The 15683-nt window shown below is 49.1% G+C and carries 29 protein-coding genes; 1 reads left to right on the forward strand and 28 read right to left on the reverse strand.

Translation table 11 applies throughout. The annotated features are described in order from the left end of the window. Positions 1 to 10 precede the first annotated feature (10 nt). The 9 genes from truA to secY form a co-directional block, all read right to left on the reverse strand. Positions 11 to 868, reverse strand: a complete 858-nt coding sequence (truA, locus tag PJF56_RS05535; protein WP_283761649.1) for a tRNA pseudouridine(38-40) synthase TruA — start codon at positions 866 to 868, stop codon at positions 11 to 13. Between the two features lie 97 nt (positions 869 to 965). Then, complete coding sequence (gene rplQ / locus PJF56_RS05540) at positions 966 to 1355, reverse strand: 50S ribosomal protein L17 (RefSeq protein ID WP_283761650.1); 390 nt, start codon at positions 1353 to 1355, stop codon at positions 966 to 968. A gap of 51 nt (positions 1356 to 1406) precedes the next feature. After that, positions 1407 to 2348, reverse strand: a complete 942-nt coding sequence (locus PJF56_RS05545) for a DNA-directed RNA polymerase subunit alpha (protein WP_283761651.1) — start codon at positions 2346 to 2348, stop codon at positions 1407 to 1409. 128 nt (positions 2349 to 2476) lie between these two features. After that, complete coding sequence (gene rpsK / locus PJF56_RS05550; RefSeq protein WP_271938977.1) at positions 2477 to 2866, reverse strand: 30S ribosomal protein S11; 390 nt, start codon at positions 2864 to 2866, stop codon at positions 2477 to 2479. A gap of 97 nt (positions 2867 to 2963) precedes the next feature. Next, complete coding sequence (rpsM, locus tag PJF56_RS05555; RefSeq protein WP_283761652.1) at positions 2964 to 3347, reverse strand: 30S ribosomal protein S13; 384 nt, start codon at positions 3345 to 3347, stop codon at positions 2964 to 2966. A gap of 109 nt (positions 3348 to 3456) precedes the next feature. Beyond that, a complete protein-coding gene (gene rpmJ / locus PJF56_RS05560) occupies positions 3457 to 3570 on the reverse strand; it encodes a 50S ribosomal protein L36 (RefSeq protein ID WP_283761653.1) in 114 nt (37 codons plus the stop codon). Positions 3571 to 3659: 89 nt separating this feature from the next. Further along, complete coding sequence (gene infA, locus PJF56_RS05565; protein WP_271938968.1) at positions 3660 to 3884, reverse strand: translation initiation factor IF-1; 225 nt, start codon at positions 3882 to 3884, stop codon at positions 3660 to 3662. A 139-nt stretch (positions 3885 to 4023) separates the two neighbouring features. Further along, entirely contained in the window at positions 4024 to 4584 is a 561-nt protein-coding gene (locus PJF56_RS05570) for an adenylate kinase (protein ID WP_283761654.1), read from the reverse strand. A 4-nt stretch (positions 4585 to 4588) separates the two neighbouring features. Further along, the gene (secY, locus tag PJF56_RS05575) at positions 4589 to 5896 is read right to left on the reverse strand and encodes a preprotein translocase subunit SecY (RefSeq protein WP_283761655.1); all 1308 of its coding nucleotides are present in this window, start codon (positions 5894 to 5896) and stop codon (positions 4589 to 4591) included. A 190-nt stretch (positions 5897 to 6086) separates the two neighbouring features. On the opposite strand from secY, the gene PJF56_RS05580 reads away from it, so the two are divergent. Further along, positions 6087 to 6227 carry a hypothetical protein gene (locus PJF56_RS05580; protein WP_283761656.1) on the forward strand — a complete coding sequence of 47 codons (141 nt, stop codon included), beginning with the start codon at positions 6087 to 6089 and terminating at the stop codon, positions 6225 to 6227. 71 nt (positions 6228 to 6298) lie between these two features. Here the strand turns inward: PJF56_RS05580 and rplO are convergent, their stop codons facing one another. The 19 genes from rplO to PJF56_RS05675 form a co-directional block, all read right to left on the reverse strand. Then, a complete protein-coding gene (gene rplO, locus PJF56_RS05585) occupies positions 6299 to 6745 on the reverse strand; it encodes a 50S ribosomal protein L15 (RefSeq protein ID WP_283761657.1) in 447 nt (148 codons plus the stop codon). 54 nt (positions 6746 to 6799) lie between these two features. Further along, positions 6800 to 7339: a 30S ribosomal protein S5 gene (gene rpsE / locus PJF56_RS05590; protein ID WP_283761658.1), complete on the reverse strand. Its 540-nt coding sequence runs from the start codon at positions 7337 to 7339 to the stop codon at positions 6800 to 6802. Between the two features lie 18 nt (positions 7340 to 7357). Next, on the reverse strand, positions 7358 to 7723 hold the full coding sequence (rplR, locus tag PJF56_RS05595; RefSeq protein ID WP_283761659.1) for a 50S ribosomal protein L18: 366 nt from the start codon (positions 7721 to 7723) through the stop codon (positions 7358 to 7360). Between the two features lie 2 nt (positions 7724 to 7725). Next, positions 7726 to 8289: a 50S ribosomal protein L6 gene (gene rplF, locus PJF56_RS05600; protein WP_283761660.1), complete on the reverse strand. Its 564-nt coding sequence runs from the start codon at positions 8287 to 8289 to the stop codon at positions 7726 to 7728. 73 nt (positions 8290 to 8362) lie between these two features. Continuing rightward, on the reverse strand, positions 8363 to 8764 hold the full coding sequence (gene rpsH, locus PJF56_RS05605; RefSeq protein ID WP_283761661.1) for a 30S ribosomal protein S8: 402 nt from the start codon (positions 8762 to 8764) through the stop codon (positions 8363 to 8365). 25 nt (positions 8765 to 8789) lie between these two features. Beyond that, on the reverse strand, positions 8790 to 9335 hold the full coding sequence (gene rplE, locus PJF56_RS05610; protein ID WP_283761662.1) for a 50S ribosomal protein L5: 546 nt from the start codon (positions 9333 to 9335) through the stop codon (positions 8790 to 8792). 17 nt (positions 9336 to 9352) lie between these two features. Further along, positions 9353 to 9703 (reverse strand): 50S ribosomal protein L24, encoded by a 351-nt coding sequence (gene rplX, locus PJF56_RS05615; RefSeq protein WP_347179450.1) that lies wholly within the window; start codon positions 9701 to 9703, stop codon positions 9353 to 9355. Further along, entirely contained in the window at positions 9703 to 10068 is a 366-nt protein-coding gene (gene rplN / locus PJF56_RS05620; RefSeq protein WP_283761664.1) for a 50S ribosomal protein L14, read from the reverse strand. The genes rplX and rplN overlap by 1 nt, the downstream gene beginning before the upstream one ends. Before the next feature lie 51 nt (positions 10069 to 10119). Beyond that, positions 10120 to 10362, reverse strand: coding sequence for a 30S ribosomal protein S17 (rpsQ, locus tag PJF56_RS05625; protein WP_283761665.1), 243 nt, complete (start codon positions 10360 to 10362; stop codon positions 10120 to 10122). A gap of 3 nt (positions 10363 to 10365) precedes the next feature. Beyond that, complete coding sequence (gene rpmC, locus PJF56_RS05630) at positions 10366 to 10620, reverse strand: 50S ribosomal protein L29 (protein WP_283761666.1); 255 nt, start codon at positions 10618 to 10620, stop codon at positions 10366 to 10368. Between the two features lie 6 nt (positions 10621 to 10626). Further along, complete coding sequence (gene rplP / locus PJF56_RS05635) at positions 10627 to 11043, reverse strand: 50S ribosomal protein L16 (RefSeq protein WP_283761667.1); 417 nt, start codon at positions 11041 to 11043, stop codon at positions 10627 to 10629. Positions 11044 to 11081: 38 nt separating this feature from the next. Then, positions 11082 to 11813 (reverse strand): 30S ribosomal protein S3, encoded by a 732-nt coding sequence (rpsC, locus tag PJF56_RS05640; RefSeq protein WP_283761668.1) that lies wholly within the window; start codon positions 11811 to 11813, stop codon positions 11082 to 11084. 33 nt (positions 11814 to 11846) lie between these two features. Next, positions 11847 to 12209, reverse strand: a complete 363-nt coding sequence (gene rplV, locus PJF56_RS05645; protein WP_283761669.1) for a 50S ribosomal protein L22 — start codon at positions 12207 to 12209, stop codon at positions 11847 to 11849. A 61-nt stretch (positions 12210 to 12270) separates the two neighbouring features. Beyond that, the gene (rpsS, locus tag PJF56_RS05650) at positions 12271 to 12549 is read right to left on the reverse strand and encodes a 30S ribosomal protein S19 (protein WP_283761670.1); all 279 of its coding nucleotides are present in this window, start codon (positions 12547 to 12549) and stop codon (positions 12271 to 12273) included. Between the two features lie 32 nt (positions 12550 to 12581). Further along, positions 12582 to 13445: a 50S ribosomal protein L2 gene (gene rplB / locus PJF56_RS05655; protein WP_283761671.1), complete on the reverse strand. Its 864-nt coding sequence runs from the start codon at positions 13443 to 13445 to the stop codon at positions 12582 to 12584. A gap of 13 nt (positions 13446 to 13458) precedes the next feature. Next, entirely contained in the window at positions 13459 to 13773 is a 315-nt protein-coding gene (locus PJF56_RS05660; RefSeq protein ID WP_283761672.1) for a 50S ribosomal protein L23, read from the reverse strand. Then, positions 13763 to 14395, reverse strand: a complete 633-nt coding sequence (gene rplD / locus PJF56_RS05665; RefSeq protein WP_283761673.1) for a 50S ribosomal protein L4 — start codon at positions 14393 to 14395, stop codon at positions 13763 to 13765. Before rplD ends, PJF56_RS05660 begins: the two co-directional genes overlap by 11 nt. Positions 14396 to 14460: 65 nt before the next feature. Continuing rightward, positions 14461 to 15111: a 50S ribosomal protein L3 gene (gene rplC / locus PJF56_RS05670; protein WP_347179453.1), complete on the reverse strand. Its 651-nt coding sequence runs from the start codon at positions 15109 to 15111 to the stop codon at positions 14461 to 14463. A gap of 375 nt (positions 15112 to 15486) precedes the next feature. After that, positions 15487 to 15657 carry a hypothetical protein gene (locus tag PJF56_RS05675; RefSeq protein WP_283761675.1) on the reverse strand — a complete coding sequence of 57 codons (171 nt, stop codon included), beginning with the start codon at positions 15655 to 15657 and terminating at the stop codon, positions 15487 to 15489. Positions 15658 to 15683: the final 26 nt, after the last annotated feature.

Raw genomic sequence — 15683 nt, forward strand, 5'->3', positions numbered from 1 at the left:
GGATAGAGGGCTATTCAGTTGAACCCAATTTAAGCTGGGGCTGGGTGTCAAACCAAACCTCTGGGGGAAAGGGTGGGTCTGGGTAGCCCACACGCAGTAAGCATAGCCCTTGGGCTGGGGCTGCGTATTTGACTAAATCCCGCCGCTCTTCTTGCCACAGATGGGTAAATTCTGTGGGGGTCATTTCAGCCGCGCCCACTTTGACCAATAGTCCCACCAGAAGCCGCATCATCCCATAGAGAAATCCATTGGCTTGGACTTCGATCGCAACAAATGGGTCTTGGGAAGAGCATTGGGCCGTTTGGATATCGACCCAGGAGTGCTTGCGACTCGATCCGGCCCGATGAAAGGCGGATAGGTGATGGCGACCCACTAAAGGGTCGAGGGCGGCTTGAATGCGGTTGGCATCCAGAGGTTGATAATAATAATGCCAAGTCAGATGCCGCACAAATAGGTTGGGGTTGGCGTGGGTATAGAGAGTATATCGATACCGTCGCCACAGAGCAGAAAAGCGGGCGTGCCAGGTGGGGGCAACCCGAGCCGAACCGCGAATGAGAATGTCTTCGGGTAAGCGACTATTGAGAATGGTCGCCCACCGTTGGGGAGGAATGGGCCCAGAGACATCGAAATGGGCCACTTGAGCGGCTGCATGGACTCCGGTATCGGTTCGACCGGCAGCCACCACGGGCACTCGCCGATCGATTACGGAGGCGATCGCCTTTTCCAGTTCCTCCTGTACGGTTCGTTCTCCTTTTCCTTGCCGTTGCCAACCTTGGAAATGGGTTCCCAGGTACTGAATGACTAGAGCAATTCTTTGACGCTCATCCATTAAATCCTCTGAGTCTTTCAGTTGCCAATGGCATTTCATTGGTTCTCCCCTGTGTTCCCCATCACCTATAGTAGGGGCGGGTTTGTCCATCTTTCTCTTGGCCTACCCAGATCTTAGTGAACCCGCCCGGTTTGACTTAGACTAGTTCAATAATCGCCATTTCTGCATTGTCCCCCCGACGAGGAACTGTGGGCAGAATGCGGGTATATCCCCCTTGGCGATCGCTGTACCGAGACGGAGCTTGTTCAAAGAGCGCATGAACCAATTGCTTTTTCCTCAGCATATGTTCTTTGCGGTCTGGACTCCCACTCAGGTATAGATAGCTCAAAACCTGGCGACGAGCCGCCAGTGTTCCACTTTTCGCCAGAGTAATCATTTTCTCCGCTTCACTACGAACGGCTTTCGCCCTCGCTTTGGTGGTCTTAATCCGACCATGACGAATCAATTCAGTCGTTAAGGTTCTCAGGAGAGCCTTACGCTGATCTGCGGGTTTTCCCAACTTGGGGACACGACAACGATGACGCATAACACTTTTCCACGTTTCAAAGTTTAGACACGATTCAACCCCTGACACCAGTTAGGATTTGGCCTTTTCATGGGGCAAAGTAATTCCTAACCTCTGTTGCAGGGCTTCAATCACTTCTTCAGCCGATTTCGCCCCAAAGTTTTTGATCTCTAGCAAGTCTTCTTGGGTGTAATCGAGTAGATCCGATACATTATTAATCTGCGCTCGTTTGAGACAGTTGTAAGCTCTCACCGATAACTGTAATTCCTCAATCGGGATCTGACTATTGGGATCATCGGTCAGTTCTGGCTCATCCTTGAGCGGCTCAAAGGTAATATCTTTGAGTGGACTAAATAAATCCACCAATATCGTCGATGCTTGAGATAGGGCTTCTTGGGGAGTGATACTCCCATTGGTGGTTACATCAAGGATCAGCCGGTCTTGTTCCAAGGAACCCCCTACCCGTGCATCTTCGACCATATAATTGACTTTAGATACGGGCATAAAAATCGCATCAATCTGGAGAAAGTCCAAGGCACTCGGATCTTGGCGACTGCGGTCTACGGATCGGTAGCCTGTACCCGTTTCTATCCGAAATTCCATTTCTAAGGTTGCGCCCTCCGATAGGGTGGCAACTTTCTGAGTGCCATTGACTAATTCCACATCCGATGGTAGGTCAAACTCACTGGCTTGCACCGTTTTTGGCCCCGTGGCCACTAAACGGCCAATTTGGGGTTGATTGGAGTAGCTTTTGACAATGATTTCCTTCATGTTCAGTAAGATTTCTAGTACATCTTCCCGAACGCCTGGAATCGTTGCAAACTCATGGTTTACGCCAGCAATCCTCACTGAGGTCACGGCTGCCCCAGATAGATTAGAGAGCAATACTCGTCTGAGAGCATTGCCTACAGTTGTGCCTTGACCTCGTTCTAAGGGTTCTAGAATAAATCGGCTGTACTGACTTTGATCTTTTTCTGTATAACTTTCAACACATTCAACCTGAAACTGCCCCACAGAGCCACCTCCCTTCGCCTGCTTTCTAGGATGGCTGTATATGACCTTCCTAGCTGTTTTTTTGTCATTGAATGGATCTCGGTCGCCTCATCTGCTGGTTTAGCAGACTCGGAGCGATCGCCCTGACCCTAGACTCGCCGCCGTTTTGGAGGACGACATCCATTATGAGGGATGGGGGTGACATCTCGAATGAGGGTGATTTCTAAGCCTGAACCTTGTAGGGCACGGATAGCGGTTTCTCGCCCCGATCCGGGGCCGCTAACCATGACTTCAATTTGCCGCATTCCTTGGTCGATTGCCCGACGAGCGGCGCTATCGGCGGCTGTTTGAGCGGCAAAGGGGGTTCCTTTTTTGGCTCCCTTAAATCCACTCGATCCGGCTGAAGCCCAAGAGATTACATCGCCATTGGGAGCGGTAATCGAGACAATCGTGTTATTGAACGTCGATTGAATGTGGGCTACACCATTAGGAATATTTCGCTTTTGCTTCTTAGGGCCTGTTTTTTTCGGTCGTGCCATAGTTTATGTTGCACTCTATGTATCTTATGTATCTTGGTCTCAGAGGTCTTTGATGGAGTTGGCGATCGCCAGGGAGCGATCGGGTCAACCGCTCTACCTATTTCTTAGCGGCTGCTTTTTTCTTACCAGCCACTGTGCGGCGGACTCCACGACGGGTACGGGCATTGGTGCGGGTGCGCTGTCCCCGTACCGGTAATCCCATACGATGCCGTCTGCCACGATAGGTGCCAATATCCATCAGACGCTTGATATTCATTGCCTCCCACCGTCTGAGATCCCCTTCTATTTGATATTGGGTTTCTACAGTTCCTCTTAAGGCAACGATATCGTTATCTGTTAAATCTTTTACCCTTGTATCTGGATTGACACCAGTCTCCGCTAAGATCTTTTGGGAACGGCTTAAGCCGATCCCATAGATGTAGGTTAGACCTATTTCTATCCGTTTATCTCGCGGTAGGTCTACACCAGCTATTCTGGCCACGCTTTTTTCTCCCTCGTCTTGAACAACTTAACTTAGGTCATCTCCCTGGGGGGAGCTGCCGCATCTGCTCTATTAACTCATACCAATGGCTTCCAGTCTGGGGTTAGAGTTAACCTTGACGTTGCTTATGTTTTGGGTTAGAACAGATCACCATTACCCGACCTTTACGGCGGATAATTCGGCATTTTTCACACATTTTACGGACGGATGCTCTGACTTTCATCCCGTATTTTTGAATGTCTACAAATATAACATCTTATCAGTTTTACGTCGGTTTTGTCAAATCAGACGAGAGAGACTTGAGAGCTGTTTTTACTTCTTACGCAATCGATAGGTGATTCTCCCTTTCGTTAAGTCATAGGGAGTCAATTCTACTTTGACGCGATCGCCCGGTAGAATCTTGATATAGTTGCGGCGGATTTTACCGGAAATATGGGCTAACACATTAAACCCATTATCCAGGTCTACCCGAAACATGGCATTAGGCAAGGATTCTGTCACCTGCCCTTCCATTTCAATCAAATCTTGTTTAGCCAATGTAATCTATCCTCAATTCAACAGGTCTGGGTCACAGCAATTCAATTTCCATGACTTTTACCCGAAAACAAAATTTCCGGGGTCTTTACATATCTTATCAAATTTTTTTGTCAAACTCGATCCGGTTATGAGTTCACCGCTAATGTCCCATGGTCAAAGCATGTTGTAAATCCTGAGTCACCTTTTCCACGGGCTGATTTCCGCGAATCCGCTTCAGTTTACCCCGAGCGCCATAGAAATCAATCAAGGGTTGAGTTTCCTCGTGATAAACCTCCAAGCGATGGCGAATCGTATCGGTCGTATCATCAGCCCGTCCTCTAGACAAAAGCCGCTCAATTAAAATTGCTTCCGGAACCTCCAAGAAAATGGCATAATCACAATCCTTATTCTTGGAATACAACATTTTTTGAAAGGTTTCGGCTTGGGAACTGTTACGAGGGAACCCATCCAAAATCCACCCATTTTGGGCATCCGTTTCACTCAGCCGCTCCTCTACCAAATCCAACACCAACTCGTCTGGAACCAAAGAGCCTTGATCCATATAGAACTTGGCCTTCAATCCCAAATCCGTTTCGTTGGCCACACTATTACGGAGAATCTCTCCTGTAGAAATATGGGGAATCTTTTCCCGTTTAGATAGTTCGGCGGCTTGAGTTCCCTTGCCAGAACCAGGTGGGCCAATAAAAATCAACCTTGACATGACACTACTGTTTCACCATCCCTTCATAACGTTGAGAAATCACATAGGTTTGAATTTGCTTCGCGGTATCGATGGCCACCCCAACCAAAATCAATAAGGAGGTAGCACCTAATCCTTGAAACGTCGGGACGCGGGTCAAGCCTTCAACCACTGTGGGCACAATAGCCACAATGCCTAAAAACACAGCCCCTAAGAACGTCAACCGATTCAGAACCCGTTCAATATACTCACTCGTTGCTTTTCCGGGACGAATGCCAGGGATACTCGAACCCATTTTTTTCAAATTCTGGGCTACATCCACTGGATTCATAATCAAAGAAGCATAGAAATAGCTAAAAAACAGAATCATCGTCAAATAGAAAGGAACATATAATGCTCCTCCTGGACTCAGATATTGAACTGCACTGAGGACAGCCGAACTTCCGGTTAATTCAGCCACGGTAACCGGTAAGATCAAGACGGCGGAAGCAAAAATAATCGGCATTACTCCACCTTGGTTTAATCGCAAGGGGAGGTAGCTACTTTTTTCCAAATACAGTTTTCTACCCACTTGGCGACGGGCGGAGATGATCGGAATTCGTCGAGTTCCTTCTTGAACAAAGACAATGCCGACAATCATCACCAGGAAGACCAGCACCAAAAGCAGAGTCCGTCCGACAATACCACTATCTCCACTGGAGGCTAACTCAATGGTTTGGCCAATGGAGCGAGGTAAGGTAGAAACAATATTGACAAAAATCAATAACGACGCACCGTTGCCGATACCCCGTTCAGTAATCACTTCTCCAAACCACATCACCAACATGGAACCCGCACTGAGGGCTAAGATGGTTTGCAGAATAAATATGGGCCCTGGGTTTAAGGCAACTCCGGGGGCATTATTTAACCATAATCCAATCCCTACGCTCTGAAGGATGCACCATCCTAGGGCAACATAGCGGGTAATTTGGGAGAGTTTGCGCCGTCCGGCTTCTCCTTCATTCTTTTGTAAATCTTCTAGGGTGGGCAGAGCAGCAGTCAGCAGTTGGATAATGATGGATGCATTAATAAAGGGGAGGATACCGAGGGCAAAAACGCCCAGTTGGGAAATCCCTCCACCAGAAAACAGGTCTAAAAATCCGATAATTGGACTGCCTTCAATATTGCGGCTAAATTGATCGCGGTCGATACCGATGACGGGGATATAAACCCCTAATCTAGCCAAAATCAATAAGCCCAGAGTGATGAGCAACCGACCTCTGAGGCCGGCTGCTTGAGCCATCTGGATAAAGGTTTCTTGAGCGCTTGGGGTTTTGTCTCGACTAACGGTCATTAAGGGATACCTCGTTGACATATTCACCAGGCTGAAGCCATGGTGATTCCTAAACCTCACAATTTAGGTTTCTGCTTCAGTGCAACTGCCTCCACCCTTTTGCGAGTCTTGGTCTTATGTTCGCTCCACAGACTATCCCCGCAAGTCCTGCGGTTTTTATGTTTTGAAATCTCAAATAGGAGAAATCTTGATGTACTTGGTTGATTCAGGGGTTGGAGTGCCCATTGCCCCGTCCTCTTTTCCCGGTCTACCGATTTTTCTGCGCCGTTGCCACTTTTGGCAAACTTTGATGTTAGGCTTTCTGTCTCCATCGTCACGGGTGGGTCATTGACCAGTTCCATTGTACTGTAAAGCTGTCCTAATGAAGCTTTTGCTTCTTGCCTTTTGCCTAGCGCAAAGCCCTTATTCTAAAACCTGGCAACTCCCTCCAGCGCCTTCGAGTTTAGTCCGAGCATTAGCGGTAAAGCGAGCTGCTTTGACTTGCAGCGGCACACTAATGTCTCCGTCTCCCAAGATTTTCAAGGGGCCGTCATTGGTGGTCACAATTCCTGTTTCCATCAATGATTCTAAAGTCACTTCGGTATTTGCTGGCAGGGTAGCCAGTTGACGAATGTTAATCGTAGTGTACTGTTGTTTGTTAATAACTGTAAAGTGCTTGAGTTTAGGCACACGCCGATATAGGGGCATTTGTCCCCCTTCAAAACCGGGACGAGTCCCCCGACCTGAACGGGATTTTTGTCCCCGCATTCCAAAGCCACAACTGGCTCCCTGACCTGCCGAGATTCCGCGACCTACTCGACGGCGGCGTTTACGGGAACCTTTTTTAGGGGCAACATCTTGTAATCTCATGGTATTTATCCTTGCGCTTACCGGTTTACTCTCTTGTTAGTCCCTTTGTGGGTGCTAGATATAAAGCTGTTCGATGGCAATCCCTCTTTCTTGGGCAACCTCAGCAAAGGTGCGAAGGCTAGAGAGGGCATCAACGGCTGCTCTAGCATTGTTGAGCGGGTTATTGGAGCCAAGTTGTTTGGCTAGGGCATTTTGAACCCCTGCCAGTTCTAGCACGGTACGCACTGAACCCCCAGCAATTACCCCAGTACCGGGAGCGGCTGGACGCATCAGCACTTTAGCGCCTGTGGCTTCTCCTGTTGAAGGATGGGGAAGGGAGTTGGATTTAGTCAGGGGAACGGTAATCAGGTGTTTTTTGGCATCGGCGACTCCTTTTTTGACCGCTCCGATCACATCACCGGCTTTACCCACGCCTACGCCGACTTGACCCTTTTCATTGCCGACGACGACGATCGCCCGGAAGCTTAATTTCTTACCTCCTTTGACGACTTTAGTCACCCGGCGGATTTGTACCACCCGCTCTTGCCATTCGCTTTCTTTTTCCCGATTGCGGTTGCCTTTGCGGGATTTGCCTTTCTTTTCTTTGTCTTCCATGGTTTTTGTGGGTCTGTCCTAAAAGTCTAATCCAGCTTCACGGGCCGCGTCTGCTAATGCTTTAACGCGACCATGGTACAAGTTGCCGCCTCGGTCGAATACCACCCTGGAAATCCCTTTATTGATGGATCGCTCGGCGATCGCCTTACCCACTTGGGCAGAGGCTTCACAAGTTCGGCCCACAGCATTCAAGGCGGCTTTCATTTCCGGTTCTAAGGTGGAGGCAGCAGCCAGAGTATGATGGTGGGTATCATCAATGACCTGAGCATAGATATGGTTGTTGGATCGAAACACCGCTAACCGGGGACGCTCAGGAGTGCCACTGACTGACTTACGAATGCGATTGTGTCTACGCTGCCTGAATTCTTGTCTAGTTCGTTTCATGGTTATTTCTTACCTGCCTTACCCGCTTTACGTCTGACGATTTCGCCCTGATAGCGAATGCCTTTACCCTTATAGACTTCGGGAGGACGAACATCACGAATTTTGGCGGCGGTATTGCCCACGATTTCTTTATCGATGCCGCTCACCACCACCAAGGTTCCTTGATTAACGGTTTTACCCGTATTATCAACGATGACAAAATCAATCCCCTCTGGGGCTTCAAAATCGACCGGTTTGCTATAGCCCACATTTAAGGTGAGGGCTTTGCCTTTGGCTTGGGCCCGGTATCCTACCCCTTGCAGTTCTAGGCGCTTTTCAAACCCCTTGGATACCCCTTCCACCATATTGAACACTAGGGTACGGCAGAGACCATGAGCTGCCCGACATCTACGGGAATCATTGCGCCGTTGCACAATCAGGGTATTGTTCTCTTGTTCAATTGTGACTTCTGAAGGCAAGATGCGCTCTAGTTGTCCTTTGGGCCCTTTGACAGAGACTTGTTGACCATTAAGGGTAACGGTTACTTTGTCAGGAATATTAATAGGACGTTTACCAATTCGAGACATAATCTTTTACTTGTTGTCCTTGTTCATGGGTCTAATCATTGATTTTTGCTCTGGGGCAATCGTCAATTCAAAGTTACCAAACATAGCAAAGCACTTCACCACCAATGCCTTGGCGACGGGCTTCACGGTCAGTCATGATGCCATGGGAGGTCGAAATAATAGCAATTCCAATGCCCCCCAAGACACGGGGGAGTTCCTTGCGATTTTTATAAACCCTCAGACCGGGACGACTGACCCGTTCGAGTTTGCTGATAATTGGGCTTCGGTTTTTGCCTTTATATTTAAGGGCAATCCGGAGATTGGTTTTGACTCCTTCCCCCACGGACTCAAAGTCGGAAATAAAGCCTTCATCTTTTAAGACTTGGGCGATACTCCGGGTGAGTTTCGTGGATGGGACTTGAGTGGTTTGATGCCGCGCTAAGTTCGCATTGCGAAGGCGCGTGAGCATATCCGCGATCGTGTCGTTTACGGCCATCGTTTACTCTCTCGATAAAACTCCTTTAGTTTTCCCGGAAAGGCATTCCCATTTCCCGCAGTAGGGCGCGTCCTTCTTCATCGGATTGAGCGGTTGTGGTAATGGCAACATCCATCCCTCGAATTTGGTCAATTTTGTCATATTCTATTTCGGGAAAAATAAGTTGTTCCCGCAGACCGAGGTTATAGTTCCCGCGCCCATCGAAACTTTTGGGACTAATGCCTCGAAAGTCACGAATACGGGGCAGGGCTAAGTTGATTAATCGGTCTAGAAACGCATACATCCGATCGCTGCGTAAGGTGACCATGATGCCAATGGGCATTCCTTGCCGAATTTTGAATCCGGCGATCGCCTTTTTGGCCCGAGTCACTACGGGTTTTTGTCCCGTAATCAAGGCCAATTCGCTCAGGGAGGCCTCTAGCGATTTGGCATTTTGAGATGCTTCTCCGAGACCTCGGTTAATGGTTACTTTTTGAATTTTGGGTACTTGATGGATATTCGTGTACCCAAATTGCTCCATCAATTTGGGAACAATTTTTTCTTGATATCGGGTTTTGAGGGGTTGTACCATAGCGATTTCCTGCTAATTTAATCAATGATTTCCCCAGTTTTTTTCAGCATCCGTACCTTCTTGCCTTCTTCGGTGAAGGTATAGGAGATACGAGAAGCTACTTTTTCCTTAGTGGAATAGAGCATTACATTTGAGCTATGGATGGGAGCTTCAAAGGTCTTGATTTGTCCCGATTCTCCTTCCTGTCTGGGTTTAACGTGCTTGGTTCTAATGTTCACGTTTTGAACCACGACTTTACTGAGTTTGGGGAGCGCCTCAAGCACTTCTCCGACTTTTCCCTTATCCTTGCCCGCAATCACTTGCACGGTATCGCCTTTTTTGACGTGCATTTTTGACGCAAGTGATGTCTGTTTGACGGCTTTAGCCATTACAGAACCTCCGGTGCTAGGGATACAATTTTCGTGTAATTCTTATCTCGCAGCTCGCGAGCCACGGGGCCAAATACACGGGTTCCCCTGGGATTGCGATCTTTGTTAATAATGACGGCGGCATTATCATCAAAGCGAATGCTCATACCACTTTGGCGGCGCAATCCTTTTTTGGTTCTCACAATTACAGCTCGAACCACATCGGATTTTTTGATCGCCATATTGGGGTTGGCATCTTTAACGACGGCAATGATTTCATCACCGATGGAACCATAGCGTCGGTTGCCACCGAGAACCCGAATACACATGAGCTTACGAGCGCCACTGTTATCGGCAACATTGAGATAGGATTCTTGTTGAATCATGGGTTTATTCCTGGGATCAAAAAGGGAATCAACGCTCTAAATAAAGGGTTACTAACGAGTCTCAAGGATCTCACTAACGACCCAACGTTTGGTTCGACTCAAGGGACGAGATTCTTTAATTAAGACCCGATCGCCTTCTTTACAGTTCTGGTCTTCGTCGTGGGCTTTATAATGCTTAGTCTTGACCACGGTTTTACCGTATTTGGGGTGGGCGCTACGATTTTCAATCGCGACCACCACGGTCTTCTGCATTTTCGTACTAATGACTCTGCCCACTCGTTCTTTGACGGCCATAGATTATGACTCCTCTTTGTCCTCTACAGGTGTCGCACTTTCTTGAGATTGAGATTGAGTCAACTGCCTCTGTCTCTCAACCATCAAGAGTTGGGATTGGCGGTGTTTGAGGTGTTTGAACTGATGAGGTTTGATTTCTCCCTGGCCGGTCGCTTGTTGAAGCCGCAACTGAAACAGTTCGCGTTTGATGGCTACAATTTGCTCGCCGAGTTCCTCATCACTCAGGTTTCTTACCTCGTCAATTTTAGGTAATGGCATCTTTATCTAACCCTGGGAATCACGCACCACAAATTTAGTCTTGATCGGAAATTTATGGGAAGCCAGACGCATGGCTTCACGAGCGGTGGCTTCGGGCACACCGGCAATTTCATAAATAATCCGTCCGGGTTTGACCACGGCTACCCAATATTCTGGGTTGCCTTTCCCGGAACCCATCCGGGTTTCGGCGGGTCGCATGGTTACTGGTTTATCGGGGAAAATCCGAATCCAAATTTTCCCACCCCGCCGGATATACCGGGTCATGGCTCGACGGCCGGATTCGATTTGGCGGGAGGTAATCCAGTGAGGTTCGAGGGCTTGGAGTCCAAAGTCTCCAAAGTTAATGACGTTCCCACGGGAAGCCAACCCTTTCATTCGACCTCGGTGTTGTTTGCGAAATTTTGTTCTTCTTGGACTTAACATGGCCAGAACTCAATTCAATAAGGGGTCACCTACAACGATTAGCTTTCGTTGGATCGGTCTTCAAATTGGGGCCGACGGCGATTGCCTCGACGACGACCGGGGGTTGGCCCAGGTGGGGGCGCTTCTTCTTGTCCGGGGATGATTTCGCCTTTGAAGACCCAAACTTTAATGCCCAAGATTCCATAGATGGTTTGAGCGGTGCGGTAAGCGTAGTCAATGTCAGCCCGGAGGGTATGCAAGGGAACTCGTCCTTCTCTTGTCCATTCTGTACGGGCAATTTCTGCCCCGTTCAGACGGCCGCTCACTTGGATTTTGATTCCTTGAATTCCTGCCCGTTGGGCCCGTTGGATGGCTTGGCGCACGACTCGGCGGAAGGATACCCGACGTTCGAGTTGTTGGGCGATATATTCAGCGAGCAGACCGGAATCGGCATCAACACGGGTAACTTCGATGACGTTTATCCGAATTTGGCGATTGCTATCGCCGATTTCTTTTTGCAGGCTGGTGCGTAGGGACTCAATGCCTTGACCCCCTCGACCGACGACAACGCCGGGCCGGGCGGTATGGATTTCTAGGTCAATCTGATCGGCTTTGCGCTCGATGCGGACGGTGGAAATCCCGGCGTTATTGAGTTGTTTTTCTACATATTTACGAATCTTAAAGTCTTCTTGTAAGATTCCTGGGTAGTGTTTGGCATCTGCGAACCACCGAGAACGGTGTTCTTGGGTGATTCCTAGCCGAAACCCAGTTGGGTGTATTTTTTGTCCCACAGAGTTAATCCTCTCGATCGATCAATGGTTGAGCTAACTGTTGGCCGGTTCAGGGGCAACAGCTACTGTAATATGACAGGTGGGTTTACGAATTTGATAAGCCCGTCCTTGGGCCCGAGGGCGAAAGCGCTTTAGGGCTGGGCCAGCGTCGGCAAAGGCTGTGCTGACCACTAGGGTTCTGGGGTCGAGTCCCTGATTGTGTTCTGCATTGGCGACTGCTGAACGCAATACTTTTAAGACGGGTTGACAGGCACGGTAGGGCATGAATTCAAGGATGATCAATGCATCCCGATAGGTTTTTCCCCGAATTTGGTCTAATACTCGACGGACTTTATGGGGGGACATGCGGATGTACCGTGCGATCGCACGAGTTTCTACAGAAGTATCGATTGCCATCGTTTTTCTTTCATCCTGAGTCAATATGGGGGAAACCGATGATTCCTAGGGGAAATGTTCATTATCGGCGAGCTTTTTTGTCGCTCTTTGCATGGCCTCGATAGGTTCGAGTGGGGGCAAATTCTCCTAATTTATGTCCGACCATTTGTTCGGTGATAAACACGGGAACATGCTGGCGGCCATTATGTACAGCAATCGTATGGCCAATCATCTGGGGGACAACGGTGGAGGCGCGAGACCAAGTTTTGATGACTTGTTTTTCGCCTCTATCATTGAGTTTTTCCACTTTGGTTAACAGATGGTCGGCCACAAACGGGCCTTTTTTCAGTGAACGAGCCATAAGACTTTCAATGTTATGTAATCAGGGTGGAATTAGGCTTGACGACCTCCGCGACCGCGTTTGGAAGTCCGACGACGACGGCGCACGATTAGGCGATCGCTGGATTTATGTTTCTTCCGTGTTTTTGCACCCAAGGTCGGTTTACCCCAAGGGGTTACGGGGCCACTGCGACCGACGGGGGCCCGTCCTTCTCCACCTCCATGGGGGTGATCGACGGGGTTCATAACGCTACCTCGCACTTGGGGCCGACGACCTTTCCTCCGAGTCCGCCCAGCTTTACCGAGGCTGATGTTACGGGCTTCCACATTGCCCACTTGGCCAATGGTAGCGTAACATTCTTTACGCACCATCCGCACTTCGGTGGAGGGTAAGCGCAGGGTTACATAGTCCCCTTCTTTGGCGACGACTTGGGCGGTGGCTCCAGCGGCCCGCACAATTTGTCCTCCTTTTCCGGGAACGAGTTCCACGTTATGGACGCTGGTTCCCAAGGGCATGTTGGCCAGGGGCATACAGTTGCCGATTTCGATGGGAACGGTTTCACCGGAAATCACGGTTGTGCCAACGGCAAGTCCTCTAGGATGGAGGATATAGCGTTTTTCACCATCGCTGTAAAACAGCAAAGCTAGGCGAGCGTTGCGGTTGGGGTCATACTCGATCGCTGCAACTTTGGCGGGAATATTATGTTTATTCCGCCGAAAGTCCACGAGACGATAGCGCCGCTTGTGGCCGCCTCCCCGATGGCGACAAGTGATCACCCCTCGGTTATTGCGTCCTTTGACCCGGTGTTTTTTCTTGATCAGAGATTTCTCTGGCCGGTCTTTGGTGATTTCCGCGAAGTCGGAAACACTTTGTTGCCGGGTACTTGAGGTATAGGGTTTGTAGGATCGAATGCCCATAACGGTTGATTAATTACACTTCTGGGAACAAGGTGATCTGGTCGTCTGGGGATAGGGTCACGATCGCTCGTTTGTATTGAGCTTTGTACCCACTGAAGCGACCGACACGCCGTTTTTTACGGGGAGAGCGATAGGTGTTGACTTTGGTGACTTTGACCTCAAATAGGCTTTCGATCGCCGCTTTGATTTCCGGTTTGGTCGCTTTCGGAAGGACTTCAAAGACGTATTTGTTGTCTTCTAGCAGTCGGGTTCCTTTTTCGGTGACGATCGGACGGCGGATCAAGTCAGGTAGGGCGCGGTTGGTTGAAATCGGATTCTTACTCACCATAGACCTCCTGGATTTTTTCGAGGGCGGAACCGGTGGCGATGATTTTGTCTGCATTGAGAATGTCGTAGACGTTGAGTTGCTTGGCAAGGATTAACCTTAGTCTGGGGACATTGCGGGCAGACAAATATAGGTTTTCATGGCGTTCGGGGATGATTAACAGCACTTTGTCGGTCTCTGCTGCTCCCCAACGGGCGATCGCCCCTAATAGTTCTTTGGTTTTGGGTCGAGCGAGGTTATCGCCGATGTCTTCAACTACGATCAGGTCATCGGTTCGCCCCATTAAGGCGGTGGTTAAGGCCAAGCGCCGCTCTTTGCGGTTCATCTTGGTTTCGTAACTTCTGGGTTTGGGCCCGAAGATTACCCCACCCCCTCGCCATAAGGGAGAACGAATGGAACCCGCACGAGCGCGACCGGTTCCTTTTTGTCGCCAGGGTTTGCGTCCGCCCCCTCTAACTTCGGCGCGGGTTTTGCTAGAGGCTGTTCCTTGGCGGGCATTATTGAGTTGACGCACCAGAGACCGGTGGACAATATGAGCGGCTGTTTCTTCTTTGGCAACTTTGAGTTCAAGGTTGGCCATGCCCACCTCTGACCCTTGCCAGTCTTTCCTTACGCAACTAACCATAGTTTCGATCTTTCCTTTTCTACTTGCTTTGATCCTTTCGATAGAGTGGCTCTCTTTCTGTTGGATCAGCCGCCCACTTGATTGGTTGGGGCGATACTCAGGAGCGTTCCGGGTTTGCCAGGGACTGAACCTTTAATCAGCAGTAGGTTGCGATCGGTATCTACCCGCACGACTTGCAGTTTGCGGATCGTGATTTGGGCATTGCCTTTACGTCCTGCCATTTTTTTACCCGGATAAATTCTTCCGGGGGTGGTTCCTGCTCCTGTCGATCCAGGAAGGCGGTGGTTTTTTGAACCGTGGGACATGGGCCCCCGACGGAAGTTATGGCGCTTTTGGTAACCGGCGAACCCGCGACCAATGCTTTTTCCAACTACATCGACGAGTTGACCTTCTGTAAAGAGATCGGCCTTGAGTTCTTGTCCAAGTTCATAGCTGCTGACGGTATCGCTGCGATATTCTCGCAGATGCCGCAGTCCAGTTTCCCCTGCTACTACGCCTGATTTTTCTAAGTGTCCAATTTCTGGTCGGTTTAACCGCCGTTTGGGGACACTATCATAGCCCAGTTGAATGGCGCTATAGCCATCGGTTTCTGGGGTTTTGATTTGGGTTACGGTGCATGGCCCAGCTTGCACAACGGTAACCGGAATGGCAATTCCTTCTTCCATATCGAAGATTTGGGTCATGCCGAGTTTGGTTCCGAGAATACCTACAGACACAGGTTGGGTAGTCTCCTTTTTGTTTACAGACAACGTTTTAGATCCATCTGAATGGGACGGACTCGATCTATAATTTTCCCTAACTATTACTCAGCCAAATACCTGCCCTACGTCAACAGCAGGACTAGAGCAGTTGGCTGAATTATTGAGATTCGCATTAAGGGGATTAGCCTTAAAACTTTAGACAACCGGGTTTTGAATCACCGGCTACCCTTATCTATAGCGCCTGGACTTAAGCGGGCTAAGGCTCAGTATCCTTATGGCGACTAGGGTCTCCGCTACAGGAACTCACGAAAGATGAGTTACCTTAATTTTGGCGACAATATACCACTATAGGGTATCTGGCGGCATTTGTCTATAGGGATAAGATTATTTTTATGGAGGGTGGGCTAACCCTTGTAAAGTTTGTCCTTTTTCCTGTTCGCTTAATCCCTTACAGCGTTTTTCGATGTTATGAGGTACAGTAATCGAAATGTTCCTTGAGAGTGTTGTCCCATGAAAAGCCTGAAGAATGGGCACGCATAGCGTAAAAAATGGTTTTCCCATTACCCATTACCCATTACCCATTACCG

The sequence above is a fragment of the Roseofilum halophilum BLCC-M91 genome, from assembly GCF_030068445.1.
GTDB lineage: Bacteria > Cyanobacteriota > Cyanobacteriia > Cyanobacteriales > Desertifilaceae > Roseofilum > Roseofilum halophilum.

What these genes read in the sequence shown, in the direction of transcription:
- rpsQ (WP_283761665.1), bottom strand. Translation starts at nt 10,362, where the DNA reads ATGGCCGTCAAAGAACGAGTGGGCAGAGTCATTAGTACGAAAATGCAG.
- rpmC (WP_283761666.1), bottom strand. Translation starts at nt 10,620, where the DNA reads ATGCCATTACCTAAAATTGACGAGGTAAGAAACCTGAGTGATGAGGAA.
- rplF (WP_283761660.1), bottom strand. Translation starts at nt 8,289, where the DNA reads ATGTCTCGAATTGGTAAACGTCCTATTAATATTCCTGACAAAGTAACC.
- rplV (WP_283761669.1), bottom strand. Translation starts at nt 12,209, where the DNA reads ATGGCAATCGATACTTCTGTAGAAACTCGTGCGATCGCACGGTACATC.
- rpsK (WP_271938977.1), bottom strand. Translation starts at nt 2,866, where the DNA reads ATGGCACGACCGAAAAAAACAGGCCCTAAGAAGCAAAAGCGAAATATT.
- PJF56_RS05675 (WP_283761675.1), bottom strand. Translation starts at nt 15,657, where the DNA reads ATGGGAAAACCATTTTTTACGCTATGCGTGCCCATTCTTCAGGCTTTT.
- secY (WP_283761655.1), bottom strand. Translation starts at nt 5,896, where the DNA reads ATGACCGTTAGTCGAGACAAAACCCCAAGCGCTCAAGAAACCTTTATC.
- rplR (WP_283761659.1), bottom strand. Translation starts at nt 7,723, where the DNA reads ATGAAACGAACTAGACAAGAATTCAGGCAGCGTAGACACAATCGCATT.
- PJF56_RS05660 (WP_283761672.1), bottom strand. Translation starts at nt 13,773, where the DNA reads ATGGTGAGTAAGAATCCGATTTCAACCAACCGCGCCCTACCTGACTTG.
- rplQ (WP_283761650.1), bottom strand. Translation starts at nt 1,355, where the DNA reads ATGCGTCATCGTTGTCGTGTCCCCAAGTTGGGAAAACCCGCAGATCAG.
- rplO (WP_283761657.1), bottom strand. Translation starts at nt 6,745, where the DNA reads ATGAGATTACAAGATGTTGCCCCTAAAAAAGGTTCCCGTAAACGCCGC.
- rplE (WP_283761662.1), bottom strand. Translation starts at nt 9,335, where the DNA reads ATGGTACAACCCCTCAAAACCCGATATCAAGAAAAAATTGTTCCCAAA.
- rplB (WP_283761671.1), bottom strand. Translation starts at nt 13,445, where the DNA reads ATGGGCATTCGATCCTACAAACCCTATACCTCAAGTACCCGGCAACAA.
- rpmJ (WP_283761653.1), bottom strand. Translation starts at nt 3,570, where the DNA reads ATGAAAGTCAGAGCATCCGTCCGTAAAATGTGTGAAAAATGCCGAATT.
- PJF56_RS05580 (WP_283761656.1), top strand. Translation starts at nt 6,087, where the DNA reads ATGTACTTGGTTGATTCAGGGGTTGGAGTGCCCATTGCCCCGTCCTCT.
- rplD (WP_283761673.1), bottom strand. Translation starts at nt 14,395, where the DNA reads ATGGTTAGTTGCGTAAGGAAAGACTGGCAAGGGTCAGAGGTGGGCATG.
- PJF56_RS05570 (WP_283761654.1), bottom strand. Translation starts at nt 4,584, where the DNA reads ATGTCAAGGTTGATTTTTATTGGCCCACCTGGTTCTGGCAAGGGAACT.
- rpsH (WP_283761661.1), bottom strand. Translation starts at nt 8,764, where the DNA reads ATGGCCGTAAACGACACGATCGCGGATATGCTCACGCGCCTTCGCAAT.
- rplX (WP_347179450.1), bottom strand. Translation starts at nt 9,703, where the DNA reads ATGGCTAAAGCCGTCAAACAGACATCACTTGCGTCAAAAATGCACGTC.
- truA (WP_283761649.1), bottom strand. Translation starts at nt 868, where the DNA reads ATGAAATGCCATTGGCAACTGAAAGACTCAGAGGATTTAATGGATGAG.
- rpsS (WP_283761670.1), bottom strand. Translation starts at nt 12,549, where the DNA reads ATGGCTCGTTCACTGAAAAAAGGCCCGTTTGTGGCCGACCATCTGTTA.
- rplP (WP_283761667.1), bottom strand. Translation starts at nt 11,043, where the DNA reads ATGTTAAGTCCAAGAAGAACAAAATTTCGCAAACAACACCGAGGTCGA.
- rplN (WP_283761664.1), bottom strand. Translation starts at nt 10,068, where the DNA reads ATGATTCAACAAGAATCCTATCTCAATGTTGCCGATAACAGTGGCGCT.
- rpsE (WP_283761658.1), bottom strand. Translation starts at nt 7,339, where the DNA reads ATGGAAGACAAAGAAAAGAAAGGCAAATCCCGCAAAGGCAACCGCAAT.